This is a genomic window from Streptomyces anthophorae, from assembly GCF_049310305.1.
GTDB lineage: Bacteria > Actinomycetota > Actinomycetes > Streptomycetales > Streptomycetaceae > Streptomyces.
In genome coordinates this window covers 7989495-8002255 of sequence record NZ_JBLWQQ010000001.1, presented here as the reverse complement: position 1 = coordinate 8002255, position 12761 = coordinate 7989495, and the positions used below count along the sequence as shown (strand labels likewise).

Sequence of the window (12761 nt, the reverse complement as noted above, 5' to 3'; positions counted from 1 at the left end):
CGCGTAAGAACACCGTATGCGCGCGAGGTTCTCGACCACAAGAGGGACCTCCGGAAATTATCCTGCGCCACCCCCTAGATCACCGCTGTTTTTCCTGTGGCGAGCGGTGGCGGCGATCGCCTCTGTCGCGCCGGCCAGGGCCTGCCGGGCGTCGTCGAGGAGTTCGGGGAACCCGAAGAATCCGTGGAACATCCGCGGAAAGTGCCCCTCCGTGACCGCGACGCCCGCGTCCCGCAGCGCCTTGCCGTACGCGCGTCCCTCGTCGCACAGCGGGTCGCAGCCGGCGGTGACGATGTGCGCGGCGGGCAGCCCGGCGAGGTTCTCGGCCAGCAGCGGCGATACGTGGGGGTGGGCCGGGTCCCCGTCCGCGCCCAGGTACTGCTCGCGGAACCAGCCGCAGTGGGCGGCGCTGAGGAAGTAGCCCTCGGCGTTGGCGTCGAAGGAGCCGGACTTCTGGCGGGCGTCGGTGGCCGGGTAGACGAGGACCTGGCACGCGATGGCGGGGCCGTCCTCGTCGCGCGCGATCTGGGCGACGACGGCGGCGAGGTTCCCGCCCGCGCTGTCGCCCGCCACCGTGAGCGCCTCCGGGTCGGCGCCCAGCTCGGGCGCGTGGTCGGCGACCCAGCACACGGCGGCGTACGCGTCCTCCACGGCGGCGGGGAACGGGGCCTCGGGCGCGAGCCGGTAGTCGACCGACACGACGACGGCGCCCGCATCCCGGCACAGTGCACGGGCCGTGTGGTCGTGGCTGTCGAGGTCGCAGATGACCCAGCCGCCGCCGTGGAAGAAGACGACGACGGGGCGGGGACCCGGAGCGGCGTCAGGCTCCGGCAGGTACACGCGTACCGGTATCGCGGGCGCACCCGGCGGCCCGGGTATCTCGCGGTCCTCGACGGCCCCGACCACGGGCGCGGGGAACGGCGAATCCGGGGCCGCGGCGAGGATCCGGCGGGCCTCGGCGGCATCGGTGACGGCGCCGCCGAGGTCGGGGAAGGCGGCGGTGATGGCGTCGACGAGGGGCCGGGCCTCGGGGGCGAGGCGGTCGACCGGGTCGGGGGTCATGGGCGGCTCCTTGGTTCGGCGGTGGTTGCTACGTGGGTGGGCTGGGCAGGCGGGCCCGCTCAGCCGGGGGTGACGTCGCGGGGCTCTGCCCCGGACCCCGCGGGCTCTCGTCCAAGAGCGGGGCTCGATGTGCGGAAGTGCGGTATCACCTTCTCGCCCCACTGCCGCAGCGTCTCCATGCACGCCTCCTGCGGCACCGTACCCATCTGGATCAGGCACATGATCTCGTCGGCGCCCGCGTCGCGGAGCCGTTCGACGTACGCGATGGCGTCGTCGGCGGTGCCGTACGCGTGGTCGGCGTTGAAGGTGGCCGTGGCGGTGGGACGGACGGGGATGTGGTGCTCGTGGAGGCGGGCGACGACCTGCTCGGCGGCCCGGCGCATCTCCTCCGCCTCGTCCGCGCCCTCGACGACGGCCTCGTCGGGGATGCCCGCGCCGCCGTACCAGTGGCCGATGGACTGCGCGAAGAAGCGCTGACCGCGGATGCCGATGCTGCGGGCCGTCTCGCGGTCGTCGAGCACGATGGTCGGGCAGAGCACAGAGAAGTGGTCGTTCACGACGGAGGAGACATGACGCTCCGGGGTGCGGGCCGCGAGCGCCGCGTCGTAGGCGCCGCGCATGTCGGCGATCGCCTCCGGGCCCGCGAACCCCATCACCAGGGCGCCGACGCCGAGTTCGGCTGCCTGGCGCAGCGTCTCCGTGCGGCTGCACGCGAGGAAGAGCGGCGGGTGCGGGGTCTGCGCGGGGCGGGGCAGGATCGGGTGCGGGTCGATGTCGAGGAGCGGGCCGTGGTGCTCCAGCTCGTCCTTCTCCCACGCCTTCCCGATGATCCGCAGCGCCTCCTCGACCTCCTGCGTGGTCCGCTCCTTGTCGACCCCGCACAGCGACGTCTCCTGCGTGGTACCGCCGCGCCCCGCCCCGAGGTCGAGCCGCCCGCCGGACAACAGGTCGAGCATCGCGGCGCGTTCGGCCACGCGCGCGGGGTGGTTGAAGTTGAACGGCATGCACACCACGCCGTGCCCCACGCGGATCCGGGTGGTGCGCGCCGCGACCCAGGTCAGGAAGATCTCCGGCGCGGACATGTGCGCGTACCACTTGAGGGAGTGATGCTCGACCGCCCAGATCCGGTCGAACCCCATCTCCTCCGCGAACACGGCCTGTTCGACGCTGTCACGCAGCAGTTGGTGCTCGCGCTCGACGGTGGGGTCGGCGAGCTGGGCCTCAAAGATGACGGAGAACTTCACTGTGCCTCCCGTGGGTTGGGGCGCCATATGACTCATAGCTATATGACGACTCGTCATAGATGGGAAGGGTCGCGACGCTCCGCGCGGGCGGCCCGGGCACGCTCTACGCTTCCCAGGTAACCCCCTAGCCCCAGGAGTCATCCGTGTTCGACCCCGCACCCCCGCCCCCGTACCCGTACGCCGGGACCCCCGAGCCGCACCCCCTGCTCACGCCCGTTCTCGGTCTGATCGGGAGTTGGCACGGGCGAGGGCAGGGGGAATACCCCACCCTGGACGGGGACTTCGCTTATGCGCAGGAGGTGACGTTCAGCCACGACGGCAGGCCGTTTCTGCACTACGACGCGCGGGCCTGGCTGATCGACGGCGACGATGCCCCCGTGCGGCCCGCCGCACGGGAGAGCGGGTGGTGGCGGGTGCAGCCGGAGGGGCGCGTCGAGGCGCTGATCACGCAGCCCACCGGGATCGCGGAGGTACTGGTGGGGCAGGTCGTCGACGGGACCGTCGAGCTCGCGACGCACACCGTCGCCGGCACCCCGACCGCCAAGCAGGTCGACGCCACGGGGCGCCGCTACACGCTCACCGATGACGGGGCCCTGGCGTTCAGCCACGACATGGCGGCCGTCGGGCAGCCGCTCCAGCACCATCTCTCGGCGCTGCTGCGTCGCACGGAGGTCTTGCGCCCGTGACCTGAAGCTGGCTTCAATGCGGAGCCATGCCGACCACGCAGCTGCCGCCGACCGCCTGGGCCGTGCTCGGGCTGCTGTCCTTCCCGCCCGGCGAGCGGACCGGGTACGAGCTGAAGAAGTGGGCGGACGCGTCGCTGCGCTTCTTCTACGGCTCCCCCGCGTTCAGCCAGATCTACGCCGAGCTGCGCAGACTCGAACAGCTCGGCTACGCCACGTCCAGGCGCTCGGGTCCGGAGGAGCCGCGCACCAAGCGCACGTACGCCATCACGCGCGCGGGCAGGGACGCGCTCGCCGCGTGGGCGGCGGACGACCGGGACACGGCCGCCGTCTCGCTGCGGCACCCGGTACTGCTGCGGGTCTGGCTGGGGCATCTCGCCGCCCCCGAACGGCTGCGCAGGCTCGTCGAGGAGCATGTGGCGCGCACCGAGGGCGAGTTGAAGGAGGTGCGGGACGCGGCGGCGCGGGCGCAGGGCGTGGAGGCGTGGGCGCACCCGCAGATCGCGCTGCGCTGGAGCGAGCGGCACCTCGCGGCCGAAGTCGAGCTCGCGCGGGGCATGTTGGCGGACCTGGACGCGCTGTCCGGCTCCCCAGAAGTCAACGCCAGCGGGGACGCGCCCACCACCGGGTGAGCGGGCTCGCGCCGCGGGTGACCCGCCCGGTATGACGGCCGTACCCCCTGCCCGTACCGCCCGGAGGCGCATCCGCCATGAGTACCCGTGCCGTCCTCGTCGCCGCCGTGATCACTGGACTGATCCTCGGGGTGGTGGGCACCAGAACCGACGACTCCGGTCCTTCTCGCAGGCACGGTTCCCTCGCGCGGACGGCCCGTTAGTGTACGAGTCTGTCGCGTCCGCGCGGCAGCACCGAGCGCCAGTCGACGGAGGCGAGACGACCTTGAACTTCCTCACCATCGGGCATCGCGGAGCCATGGGTGTCGAACCCGAGAACACCCTGCGGTCCTTCGTCGCCGCCGAGCGCGGGGGCCTCGACATCATCGAACTGGACCTGCACCTGAGCAAGGACGGCGCGCTCGTCGTCATGCACGACGCCGACGTCGACCGGACCACGGACGGCCACGGGCCGATCGCCGAGAAGACCCTCGCCGAGATCCGCGGCCTCGACGCCGGACGCGGCGAGCGCGTACCCGTCTTCGAGGAGGTCGTCGACGCGGTCGGCACCCCGTTGCAGGCCGAGATCAAGGACACCGCGGCGGCGCGGGCGCTCGCCGATGTGATGCTGCGCCGCGATCTGGTGCACCGGGTCGAGGTGATCTCGTTCCACGACGAGGCGATCGCCGAGATCGCCCGGCTCGTGCCCGGCGTGCGCACGGCGCTGGTCGCCAGCCGCTACGGCACGGGCGTCGTCGAGCGGGCCGTCACCGCGGGGGCCACGACCCTGGTGCTCAACATCCGGCGGCTCACGCAGGAGATCGTCGAGCACGCCCGCAAGGCCGACCTGCGGATCATCGGCTGGGTCGTGAACACCCAGGACGATCTGCGGCTCGTGCGGGCACTCGGCCTCGACGGCGCGACCACGGACTACCCGGAGATCAAGCGGACGGGCCGCTTCACCGCGTGACGAACGGCGTGACCAGGCCTGACGAACGGCATGACTAGTCGGCGAGCGGCTTGACGAGCAGTTCGAACTTCAGGTCGTCGCGCTGCGGAATGCCGAAGCGCTCATCGCCGTACGGGAACGGGGTGAACCGTCCCGTACGGCGGTAGCCGCGGCGCTCGTACCAGGCGATGAGGTCCTCGCGGGCGTCGATCACCGTCATGTGCATCTCGCTGACGCCCCAGGTCTCGCGGGCCCTGCGCTCGGCCTCCGCGATGATCGTCTTGCCGAGCCCCGCGCCCTGCTGGGCGGGGCTGACCGCGAACATGCCGAAGTACGCGTGGTCCCCTCGGTGCTCCAGCTGGCAGCAGGCGACGACCGCCCCGTCCCGCTCCACCGTGAGCAGCCGGCTGTCGGGGTCCTCGATGACCTCGAGCACGCCCTGCGGGTCGGTCCGCTGCCCTTCCAGGATGTCCGCCTCCGTGGTCCAGCCGGCCCGGCTGGAGTCCCCTCGGTAGGCCGATTCGATGAGCGCGACGAGCACGTCGACGTCCTCGGGTTCGGCGTCACGGAAGGCGAGGTCGACGATGGTCATGGGGCGGTCTCCGACTTCTTGGGCGGCTGGCGTACGGGCGCGCCGTCGAGATTAACGCGACCGCACTACGCTGCGTCGGCATGGTTCACGTACTGAGCAGCAGGGTCCTGATCCGGCCGACCGACCCCGAGCGGTCGCGGGCGTTCTACGGGGAGGCGCTGGGCCTCGCGGTCTACCGGGAGTTCGGCACCGGGCCAGAGCGGGGCACCGTGTACTTCCTCGGCGGCGGGTTCCTCGAGGTGGCGGGCCGCGCCGCGGAGCCCGTGGTGCCGGGCCTCAAGCTGTGGATGCAGGTGGCGGACGTGCACGCGGCGCACCGGGAGCTGGCCGAGCGGGGCGTCACGGTCACCCGGGAGCCGGTCGAGGAGCCGTGGGGCCTCATCGAAATGTGGATCACGGACCCGGACGGCCACGAGCTCGTCCTCGTCGAGGTGCCGAGGGAGCATCCGATCCGGTACCGGCCGGGGATCTGAGGCCCCTGGACGCCCGCCCCTGACACCCTCCTCGCTCGAACGGCCTATACCGCGGCGTCCCGCGTACACGGTCGTTCGGGTGCGGTGGGGCGCGGGTGGGGTGCCTCGGACGGTCCCCTGATTCGCGTGCGGTGACCCGGCGGGGGACGGAGGATGGCGTGAGTTCGGGATTCGGGCGTGCCGAATCCGGATACGCAGGGATCGACGACGCATCACCGGTCCCACGCAGCCCACCCCAGGAGAGATCCGACATGACCACTCCGCGGAACACCAGCGCTTCCCGTTCGTCGTCCGTCCCCCGGATCCTGATCATCGGCGCGGGATTCGCCGGGATGGAGTGCGCGCACAAGCTGGAGAAGGAGCTCAAGCCCGGAGAGGCGGTGCTGCGGCTCATCAGCCCCACCGCGCACCAGCTGTACCTGCCACTGCTGCCGCACGTGGCCTCCGGCGTGCTCACGCCGCAGTCCGTGGCCGTGCCGCTGCGCCGGATGCTGCGGCGCACCCAGATCGTGCCGGGCGGCGCGATCGGCGTGGACCCGCAGGCGAAGGCCGTCGTCGTACGGAAGATAAACGGCGAGGTCAGCGTCGAGCACTACGACTACCTGGTGCTCACGCCGGGCAGTGTGACGCGCCAGTTCGACATCCCGGGCCTGGACAAGTACGCGGTCGGCGTGAAGACGCTCGCGGAGGCGGCGTGGATCCGCGACCACGTGATCACGCAGCTGGACCTGGCTGCGGCCAGCTCCGACCCGGCCGAGCGCGCGGCGCGGCTCCAGTTCGTGGTGGTCGGCGGCGGCTACGCGGGCACGGAGACGGCGGCGTACCTGCAACGCCTGACGACCGCCGCGGTCAAGCGCTATCCGGGGCTCGACCCGAAGCTGATCAAGTGGCACCTCGTCGATGTCGCGCCCAAGCTCATGCCGGAGCTGGGCGAGCGGCTCGGCGACAAGGCCATGGACATCCTGGAGCGGCGCGGACTGCACGTCTCGCTCGGGGTGTCGGTGGCGAGCGTCACCGAGGACACGGTCACCCTCACCGACGGGCGCGAGCTGCCCTGCCACACGCTGATCTGGACGGCAGGCGTCGCACCGAGCCCGCTGGTGGCGACCCTCGGCGCCGAGACCAACCGCGGCCGGCTCGTGGTGACACCCGAGCTGACCGTGCCCGGCCTCGACGGGGTGTTCGCGCTCGGCGACGCGGCCGCCGTGCCCGACATCGTCAAGGGCGGCGACGCGATGTGCCCGCCGACCGCGCAGCACGCGATGCGGCAGGGCTGGGCGGCGGCCCGCAACATCCTCGCCGCGGTGCGCGGCACCCCGCTGACGCCCTACCGGCACAAGGACCTCGGCCTCGTCGTCGACCTCGGCGGCATCCAGGCCGTGTCGAAGCCGCTGGGCATCCAACTGACGGGACTGCCCGCCCAGATCGTGGCACGCGGCTACCACATCGGCGCGCTGCGCACCCTGACCGCGCGCTTCCGCACGGCGGCCAACTGGACCCTCAACGCGGTCGCGGGCGACGACTTCGTCCGCACCGGCTTCCAACGCCACCGCCCCGCGACGCTCCGGGACTTCGAGATGACCGACGCGTACCTCTCCCCCGAGGAACTGCACGAGGTCGTGGCGGCACGGGTGGACGGCCGATCAATGTCACCGGAGAAGCCACACCTTCCGATCACCTGACGCCACTGGGGCGGATGGCCCCGTCCCTGTCGTCTTCTGGGCAGCCTCGATCTCGGGGCTGCCCACCTTCTTTCCCGACACCTTGAGCAACTGGCTGCCGGAGTTGGGGATTTGCTGACAGAGCTCCATCCTTTCGAGTGCTGATACCGAAGCCAGGGGCAGCCATCAGGACCGAGCCAGGATTCACGCAACCAGCACATCCTCCAGAACTCCCCCTCTGACCTGGGCACTTGGCGCCCCGACGACGCACAATCGGGGCCCCAAGATCGCGTAGACTCCCCGCTCGCCCGGTTCGGGCAATCAGGAAATGGCATGGGGGAGATCGATGACGGGGTATTCCGTCGAGCCAGAAGTGCTGCGTTCCGCGGCCAAGAAGATCCGCGACGCGGTGACCGGAGCGGACAAGGTCCATCTCGACAAAATCGCCGAGGACACACCCGACTTCGGCCATTCCGCTGCCGAGGTGGCGTTCGACGAACTGATGGCCACGTGGCACCAGGCGTTGACCAAGACCCTCAAGGACGACGGTGAGGGATCGGCCGACAAACTGGCCGACACCGCGCTCCAGTACGAACGCCAAGAGCAACTCGTCCACGGATCGTTCGCGACCCAGCCCGGGCCGGTTGTTCTGTGACGGCCAAACTGGGCGAGACCAGCGACCCGAAGGAACTCGTCCCCGGTGACCCGGCCCAGCTGTACGGATCCGCCGGACAACTGACCAAGAGAGCCAGTGCCGTTGAGGCCATCGGCGACGATCTGCGCTCCGTGCGCACGCCCGGATGGAACGGTGACGCCAGCGACGCCTTCTGGGACGACTTCTCGCCGCAGAAGAGCAAGTGGTACCGCGGCGCGGACTCATTGCGGAAGGCATCGTCCGCTCTTCAGGACTACGCCGGCGTACTCGAGTGGGGTCAGGAGCAGGCCGCGGAGGCCGCGGACCTGTACGACGCCGGTGACGAGGTCGGCGCCGAGGACAAGCTCGAGTCGGCGCGCAGCCAGGTCGAGTCGGCGGGCGACACGGCGAAGAAGCGGTTCGAGAAGGTCGGCGGTTCGGACTCCGACGCTCCCGCCTGGCTGTACTGGGCGGCGCAGGACGCGCAGTCCCAGGCCGGGGAGTCCGCGCTGTCCTTCTGGGAGTCGAAGCAGTTCGACCACAACCCATGGCGACTGCCTGGCCAGGCCGAGCCTCACGCGGGCGAGGAGGACAAGAGGGGCAAGTACTACAGGGGCTGGGGCGACAACCAGGACCAGCAGGCCACCGAGGAACGGCGCGACAAGGCCCTCGGGCTCAGCGCGGGCCTCGGGTCGGTCTCCGGCGACGCGAAGGTGTGGGGCGCGGCGGCTTCGGGACACGGCAGCGCGCTCGGCGGAGACGTGTCCGGACGGGCGAGCTTCGACACACTCGGCGTGGAGGGCAGCGCCGGGGCCGGGATCGAGGACAGCAGGCTTCAGGCTCAGGCGTCCGCGAAGGCGTACTTGGCGCAGGGTTCCGCCGAAGGCAAGTACGAGGCCGGGGTGTTCGAAACGTCCGGCAAGGCCACGGGGTTCGTCGGCGCCGAGGCGAACGCCGCCGCGTCCGTGGGCAAGGACGGCGCCCACGCCGGTGGCGAGGCATTCGCCGGGGCCAAGGCAACCGCGGAGGGGCATGCCTCCGTCGCTGGTGTCGGTGTCGGTGGCAGCGCCGAGGGCTGGGCGGGAATCGGAGCCGAGGCACACGCCGACGCCGGCATGAAGGACGGCACGTTGGTCATCGGGGCCGACGTCGGCGCGGCGCTCGGAGTCGGCGGGCATCTTGGCGGACAGGTCGAGATCGATCCCGGCAAGGTGGCCGACACCCTGGGAGACGCCGGGAGTGCCGCCAAGGACTGGACCGGCGACGCCAAGGACTGGACCGCGGACAAGGTCGACGCGATCGGCTCCGTCTTCGGATGAGTCGCCGGTGCGTGTCCGTTCCCCGACATCGGCACCGGCTTCGGCCATCACCCACGCGAACTGCTACGAATTGTGCACGTGCACGTCAAGGAGTTGATTCACCATGCCGGAGACCCTTCCGGTACCGCTGACCTGTGAGGTCCCACCGGGCTGGCAGTCGGCCCCGCCCGAGGAGGTCGGGGCTCCGCACGCCGCGTTCGTCGCCCTCCACCTCGCCTCGCGGGGCTCGGGCTTCGTCCCGAACATCACCATCACGGGCCGTCCCCGCGAAGCCGCCGTCGACCTGCACGAACTCGCCGACGAGTCCCTGCAGCGGCTGCGGGACACGGTGGGCCCCGTCGAGCTCGTCAAGCGCACCGATGTAGGCCCCGGCTTCGCGCAGGGACTCGCGGGTGCGGCCGGCGTCGTGCAGAACGTGCGGGTCTACGCGCAGCAGAACGGCCATCCCGTGCAGTTGTGCCAGAGCCAGGTCCTGCTGCTCGTCGAGGACGTTCACCGGCCTGACCGCTATGCCGAGTTCGAGATCGCGCTGACGGCACGGGCCGACCAACTGGACGAGGTCCTGGACGACTTCCAGGACTTCCTCCACACCGTGCGCCCGGTGGCCCCCGGGACGGAGTCAGGAACCGACGCCGGCGGGACGCCGACGCCGGGCGATGGGGAGGTGTGACGCCGTGTTCGCCTTCCTCGTCATTTTGGCATTCTGGTTGGTCTTCCTCGTCGTGACCTCACTGTGGCAACGGTGGCGACGCAACAGGGAGTTGGGCAAGTACGCGGAGCTGACCTCACGACTGGGGTGGCAGCTCGTCAAGAAGCCCTCGAACGGCGAAGCCGACCGGTTCCTGGGCGACGCGCCGTTTCCGGTCGGTTCCCGGAGGGGGGTGTCCTTCGAGGACTACTGCTACGGCCCCTACCGCGGGCGCGACGCGGCGGCGGTCGAGGGGCGTGTCGTCTCCACCTCCATGCCCCACGGCGACATGGGCGACGGATCCAGCGACGACAGCAGCAGCTCGACGTACGCCGTGTGGGCGGTCCAACTCCCGCACTCCGTCGGGGCGTTCACGGTGCAGCGCACCGGGACGCTGCGGCGGAAGTTCGGGGCGGGCGACGATGCGCTCATCGGGCACCCGGAGTTCGACGAGCGGTTCACCGTTCGAACGATCCAGCCGTCCGTCGCCGCGGCCGCGCTGAACGGGCCGCTCGCCGAGTTCCTGCTCAATGACCGGCGGGCCGCGAAGTACCCGCTGCGGTTCACCGACACGGAGCTGATCAGCTGGGACAAGGACGAGCAGTCGCCGAAGGAGATCGAGCCGGCGCTTGAGTTCCTGAACGACGTCGCCGATCTGGTGGCTGCCCAGCAGCCGGTCGGCGTCGGTGCCACGGGGCCCGCGTGGGGCCCGTCGGGTGCCGGTGGCGCCCAGGTCACGGATGGCAGCGCCGCACCCGCGTCCGCCGCCGAGGAGCTGATCGCCCTCGTACGTCAGCGGATCGCCGACTCCGGTGCCCCGTACCGCATCGAGCCCACGCAGTCGTGGTTCAACATCGTGCCGGATCCGGCGGACCCTCGCTGGCAGGGGTGCGACGAGGCGCGCGTGTGGCGCGTGACGCCGGACGCGGACAAGCGCAGGATCAAGGTCTCCTACGACAGTCACTCGCTCGGCCCCGACGGCAGCATGGGCCCCAGGTCCCGGAGCGGACAGGCCTATTGGAAGGACTTCGAGCGCGTGACCGATGCCGGGTCCACGGCCCTGGACCCGAGCCCGCGCAACAAGGACTTCGGTGTCGCCGTCGTGGCGCGGGTCGGCGCCGAGGCGGGGTGGCGGGGGCCGCGCAATGACGCCTGGCTCGGGTACATCCTGTTCGGCGTCATCGCCGTGAGTGTGCTCGGCGCGATCGCGGCAGGTCTTGCCGTGCTGACGGGCGCGGCGCACTGACGGACCGAAGCTCGACGAAAGGCTCGGCCGGGGTTTCCCGGCCGAGCCTTTCGCGTAGGCGGCGGGTAGAACCACCGCCTCACTTCCCCGCCGCCCGCACCTCCTCGTACGCCTCACGCGACAGCGGCTCCGCATCCCTGGCACCGAGCCGCTCCAGCGGGATCCGGTACGTCTCCGGGGACTTCCACGTCGCGACCGAGGCGACGACGGTGATGGCGAGGCAGAACGTGCCGATGGTGAGCGGCACGTTCGAGGAGCCGGGCGGCGCCACCATCGTGAAGATCGTCGGCAGGAACGCGACGATCGCCAGGCCGATGTTCTGCGCCAGCGCGAACCCGGTGACGCGGCGGGCCGCAGGGAACAGCTCCTGGAAGAAGCAGGCGAACGTGGCGTTCCAGGACTGGTAGGCGACACCCCAGGAGAGGACCGCCAGGAGGAAGGTCAGGGGCACGTTGCCGGCGCTGACCGCCCACAGGTACGGATAGCAGAGCAGGCCCGCCGCCAGACCACCCGCGATCATGATCGGGCGGCGCCCGAACCGGTCGGAGAGGTGGCCGAAGACCGGGACGACGAACATGCCCGCCACGTTCGCGGCGATCTGGATCCAGAGGTAGACGGTCGTGCTCATGCCGACGCCGTAGCCGGACTGCGTCGCGTAGGCGCCGCCGAACACCGAGACCGTGACGCCGATGACGTTGACGAGCGTCATGCACACCGCGCGGAGGATCTCGCGCCAGTTCTCCCGGAACGCCTCGACGAACGGCAACTTGCGCGCCTCGCGGCCGGTCTCCCCCTGCTGCTCCTCGAAGGCCTTCGTCTCCTCGACGCGCCGGCGGATCAGGAAGCCGGCGATGACCACCACGGCGCTGAGCACGAACGGGATGCGCCAGCCCCAGGACGTGAAGGCCTCGTCGGACAGCAGCATCGACATGGGCAGGAAGATCGCGGCGCCGAGGATCTGCCCGGCGACCGTTCCGTGCAGGGCGAAGCTCGCGAGGAAGCCGCGCCTGCCGTGCGGCGCGTGTTCGATGATCATCGCGCTCGCGCCGCTCAGTTCCCCCGCCACGGCGAAGCCCTGTACGAGGCGGACGAGGGTCAGCAGGATCGGCGCGATGATGCCGACCTGGCTGTATGTGGGCAGCAGCGCCACCACGAACGTGGAGACGCCCATCAGGAGCATGGCCAGGACGAGGACGTTCTTGCGGCCCTTCTTGTCTCCCCAGTGGCCGAGCACGGCGGCACCGATGGGGCGCGCGACGTAGCCCACGGCGTACGTGCCGAGCGACGCCAGGACGGCGATCGTCGCGTTGCCCTCGGGGAAGAAGATCCCGGGGAAGACGAGCGCCGCCGCCTGGGCGTAGATGAACCAGTCGTAGTACTCGAGGGCACTTCCGATCCAGCCGCTGGCCGCGGCCTTCCTCGACATCGCCCGCCCGGCGGCGGGTGTGTCCGCGGTACGCGACTCCTTTGACGCGGTCACGCTCATGGCTCTCCTTGGTGTGATCAGGCCACGGCACCGAGTGGAAAGTGCTTGCACGGCAGACGGTCGTCACCGTTCTTGAAACGCTCCATTGATGGCGGCCTTACGGCTCCGCGCTC

General features: G+C 70.9%; 14 protein-coding genes. 10 read left to right on the top strand and 4 right to left on the bottom strand.

The features are described from left to right. Positions 1-57: 57 nt before the first annotated feature. On the bottom strand, positions 58-1062 hold the full coding sequence (locus ACNYS0_RS36320) for an alpha/beta hydrolase (RefSeq protein WP_422479979.1): 1005 nt from the start codon (positions 1060-1062) through the stop codon (positions 58-60). A 59-nt stretch (positions 1063-1121) separates the two neighbouring features. Further along, a complete protein-coding gene (locus ACNYS0_RS36315; RefSeq protein WP_422479977.1) occupies positions 1122-2306 on the bottom strand; it encodes an LLM class flavin-dependent oxidoreductase in 1185 nt (394 codons plus the stop codon). A 143-nt stretch (positions 2307-2449) separates the two neighbouring features. On the opposite strand from ACNYS0_RS36315, the gene ACNYS0_RS36310 reads away from it, so the two are divergent. From ACNYS0_RS36310 to ACNYS0_RS36295, 4 genes are all read left to right on the top strand, one after another. Beyond that, positions 2450-2992 (top strand): heme-binding beta-barrel domain-containing protein, encoded by a 543-nt coding sequence (locus tag ACNYS0_RS36310; protein ID WP_422479974.1) that lies wholly within the window; start codon positions 2450-2452, stop codon positions 2990-2992. A 26-nt stretch (positions 2993-3018) separates the two neighbouring features. Beyond that, positions 3019-3621 carry a PadR family transcriptional regulator gene (locus ACNYS0_RS36305; protein WP_422479972.1) on the top strand — a complete coding sequence of 201 codons (603 nt, stop codon included), beginning with the start codon at positions 3019-3021 and terminating at the stop codon, positions 3619-3621. A 77-nt stretch (positions 3622-3698) separates the two neighbouring features. After that, positions 3699-3824, top strand: a complete 126-nt coding sequence (locus tag ACNYS0_RS36300) for a hypothetical protein (protein ID WP_385764718.1) — start codon at positions 3699-3701, stop codon at positions 3822-3824. Positions 3825-3886: 62 nt separating this feature from the next. Further along, a complete protein-coding gene (locus tag ACNYS0_RS36295; RefSeq protein ID WP_399238825.1) occupies positions 3887-4570 on the top strand; it encodes a glycerophosphodiester phosphodiesterase in 684 nt (227 codons plus the stop codon). A gap of 34 nt (positions 4571-4604) precedes the next feature. Here the strand turns inward: ACNYS0_RS36295 and ACNYS0_RS36290 are convergent, their stop codons facing one another. Beyond that, the gene (locus ACNYS0_RS36290) at positions 4605-5141 is read right to left on the bottom strand and encodes a GNAT family N-acetyltransferase (RefSeq protein ID WP_422479970.1); all 537 of its coding nucleotides are present in this window, start codon (positions 5139-5141) and stop codon (positions 4605-4607) included. 80 nt (positions 5142-5221) lie between these two features. On the opposite strand from ACNYS0_RS36290, the gene ACNYS0_RS36285 reads away from it, so the two are divergent. The 6 genes from ACNYS0_RS36285 (at position 5222) to ACNYS0_RS36260 (ending at position 11162) form a co-directional block, all read left to right on the top strand. Continuing rightward, on the top strand, positions 5222-5614 hold the full coding sequence (locus ACNYS0_RS36285; protein WP_422479968.1) for a VOC family protein: 393 nt from the start codon (positions 5222-5224) through the stop codon (positions 5612-5614). A gap of 251 nt (positions 5615-5865) precedes the next feature. Then, a complete protein-coding gene (locus tag ACNYS0_RS36280; protein WP_422479966.1) occupies positions 5866-7296 on the top strand; it encodes an NAD(P)/FAD-dependent oxidoreductase in 1431 nt (476 codons plus the stop codon). A gap of 325 nt (positions 7297-7621) precedes the next feature. After that, a complete protein-coding gene (locus ACNYS0_RS36275; RefSeq protein ID WP_422479964.1) occupies positions 7622-7930 on the top strand; it encodes a WXG100 family type VII secretion target in 309 nt (102 codons plus the stop codon). After that, on the top strand, positions 7927-9228 hold the full coding sequence (locus ACNYS0_RS36270; protein WP_422479962.1) for a putative T7SS-secreted protein: 1302 nt from the start codon (positions 7927-7929) through the stop codon (positions 9226-9228). Before ACNYS0_RS36275 ends, ACNYS0_RS36270 begins: the two co-directional genes overlap by 4 nt. 103 nt (positions 9229-9331) lie before the next feature. Then, on the top strand, positions 9332-9898 hold the full coding sequence (locus ACNYS0_RS36265) for a hypothetical protein (protein ID WP_422479960.1): 567 nt from the start codon (positions 9332-9334) through the stop codon (positions 9896-9898). 4 nt (positions 9899-9902) lie between these two features. After that, positions 9903-11162: a hypothetical protein gene (locus ACNYS0_RS36260; protein WP_422479958.1), complete on the top strand. Its 1260-nt coding sequence runs from the start codon at positions 9903-9905 to the stop codon at positions 11160-11162. Positions 11163-11241: 79 nt separating this feature from the next. Here ACNYS0_RS36260 and ACNYS0_RS36255 read toward each other — a convergent pair whose 3' ends face one another. Continuing rightward, positions 11242-12642 (bottom strand): MFS transporter, encoded by a 1401-nt coding sequence (locus ACNYS0_RS36255; protein ID WP_422479956.1) that lies wholly within the window; start codon positions 12640-12642, stop codon positions 11242-11244. Positions 12643-12761: the final 119 nt, after the last annotated feature.